2 protein-coding genes are annotated in these 2,285 nt (G+C 75.6%); both read right to left on the bottom strand.

From position 1 onward, the window contains the following. Positions 1-141: 141 nt before the first annotated feature. Complete coding sequence (locus KME75_RS41050) at positions 142-1,221, bottom strand: glycosyltransferase family 4 protein (protein WP_219420384.1); 1,080 nt, start codon at positions 1,219-1,221, stop codon at positions 142-144. Beyond that, positions 1,218-2,117, bottom strand: coding sequence for an alpha/beta fold hydrolase (locus KME75_RS41045; RefSeq protein ID WP_219420383.1), 900 nt, complete (start codon positions 2,115-2,117; stop codon positions 1,218-1,220). The genes KME75_RS41050 and KME75_RS41045 overlap by 4 nt, the downstream gene beginning before the upstream one ends. Positions 2,118-2,285 lie beyond the last annotated feature (168 nt).

Here is a 2,285-nt window from a genome sequence, read left to right as displayed (position 1 = left end):
GGACTCCAGCGTCAATCTTTGCTACGGCCACCCAGGGCCAAACCACAACGACGTCAGCGGACGGCGCACGCAGCGATTCTCATCCACCCGGGAGCGGCCCGCAGGGCCATCCCCCTCTTTGCTGCAACGGGGAGAGGCGTTTCAGCGGGCGGCGGCCACGCGTTCCAGCAGGGCCAGGAGCTCGTCGGCCGACGCGGCCCAGGTGTAGCGGGCGGCCCGGGCGCGGGCGGCGGCCGAGCGCTCCTCCCAGCGGCCCGGGTCGTCGAGCTCGCGGATCGCGCGGACGAAGCCGGCCACGTCGTCGGGTTGCACGTACGCCCCGGCGTCGGCGCCGACCTCCCGCAAGACCGGGATGTCGCTGACCACCACCGGCGTCCCGAGCGCCATCGCCTCGACGAGCGGGATGCCGAACCCCTCGTCGCGGGACGCCGAGACCAGCGCGGTCGCGCCGCGGAGCACGTCGTGGTAGGTCGCGTCGTCGGCGCCGTCGTGGAACACCAGCCGCCCGCCCGCGGCGGCGGCGGTGAGCCGCGCCCGTTCCTGCGGCGGTACCCGGCTCATGAGGTGCAGCTCGTGGTCCGGGAGCTCCGCCATCGCGCGCGCGAGCGTCGACACGTTCTTGTAGGGCATGAACGAGCCCATGTAGACGAGCGTGCCGGTGCGGGGCGCGCGCGGGAGGTCGGGCACGGGGTCGGGCGCGTTCGGGACCACCGTCACCGGCCGCCGGGTGAGCCGGTGCGCGGCGATGAGCCCCGCGGTGGTCTCCGAGACCGTGACGACGGCGTCGGCGCGGTTCAGCAGCACCCGCTGTGGCCACCAGGCCAGGTGGTAGAGCCGCCACAGCAGCCGGATGGGCGCCGGGAGGTCCCGGGGCGGGGTTCGGTTGGTGTAGTAGATGAGGTCGTGGAGCGTGAGGACGAGGCCGTAGTCGCGGCCCCAGCTGCCCATCGTCTGCATGGGGGAGAACACGACGTCGGGGCGCAACCTGCGCACCTGGCGGGCCACGAGCGGCTCGCGGACGCTCGTCGGTGAGCTCACGAGGTGCCACAGCAGGCCCGCGGGCAGGTGGTCGAGCTGGCGCCGGTCGCTGACGAGCAGCTCGAGCGCGTCGAGCCGGCCGGGGGCCAGCTGGGCCAGCGCGCCCACGAGCCCCGCGGTGTAGCGGCTGATGCCGTCGTGCCGGTCCACCCGGACGTAGCGGCAGTCGACCAGGACCCTCACCGGATCGGGAGCCCGGCCAGGAACTCCGTCAGCGCCGCCGCGACGGCCGCCGGCGCCTCGTAGTGTGCGAGGTGTCCGGTGCCGGGCACCACCACCAGCCGCGCGTCCGGGAACCGTCCGGCCAGCGTGTGCTGCGCCGCGGGCGGGGCGAGGTCGTCGCGGTCGGCGGCCACCAGCAGCGTCGGGACGGCGACGGCGGCGGCCGACTCGCCCACGTCGTGCCGTACCGAGGCGTGGAAGGCCTCCAGGAGCGTGCGGCGGTCGGCGAACGTGCTGAAGTACCGGTCGTGCTCGGCGTGGATCCACCGCCGCAGCTCCCGGTCGCCGGTGGTGGCCATGGCGACGCTGGCGACCCGGGTCATGACCGGGTTGCGCAGCAGCGCGGTGCCCGCCCGTTCGGGCAGCGCCGCGGCGAGCCGGTGGTAGAGCACCGTCAGCCGGGTCATGACCACCCGCGGCCCGGCGAGCGCGGACGCGGCGATCGGGTTGACGAGCACGAGCGCCCGCACGGGGGCGCCCTGCGCCACGGCCGCGGCCGTCACGATCGAGCCGAACGAGTGCCCGGCGAGCACGGCGTCGCCGCCGGGCGCGACGGCGGCGAGCAGGTCGCGGATCCAGGCCGCGTAGCCGGCGACGTCGTGGCCGCCCGCCGGCAGGGGCGGCGACGCCCCGAACCCCGGCAGGTCCGGCACGACGACGCGGACGCCCTCCAAGTGGGCCACGATGGGCTCCAGCCCGTGGTGGTCGCCGCGCAGGCCGTGCACGAACACGAGCGTCCGGTCAGCGGAGTCGGCGCCGTAGACCCAGAGGCGCGCGCGGACCCCGCGGAGAGCGACCTCCTCCTCCCGCACGGGCACCCGCGCGATCAGCGGTGCGTACGGGGACGGATCGCTCATCGGCCGGAGTCTATTCCGACCCCCTCGGCGGCCGGCGCGGGATCCGGCCCCGTCGATCACGCCGCTCCGCGGCATGGCTGCGCCGTCCACCATGCGCCCCATTTCCGCCCATGCTCCCCGTCGACGGGGCGCATGGGCGGAGACGGGGTGCGTGGGCGGAGACGGGGC

Origin of the sequence: Pseudonocardia nigra, from assembly GCF_019396355.1 — a bacterium.
In the GTDB taxonomy this organism is placed as follows: domain Bacteria; phylum Actinomycetota; class Actinomycetes; order Mycobacteriales; family Pseudonocardiaceae; genus Pseudonocardia; species Pseudonocardia nigra.
The sequence above is the reverse complement of the archived record's forward strand: the minus strand, read 5'-3'. Positions and strand labels throughout refer to the sequence as shown.

What these genes read in the sequence shown, in the direction of transcription:
- KME75_RS41045 (WP_219420383.1), bottom strand. Translation starts at nt 2,117, where the DNA reads ATGAGCGATCCGTCCCCGTACGCACCGCTGATCGCGCGGGTGCCCGTG.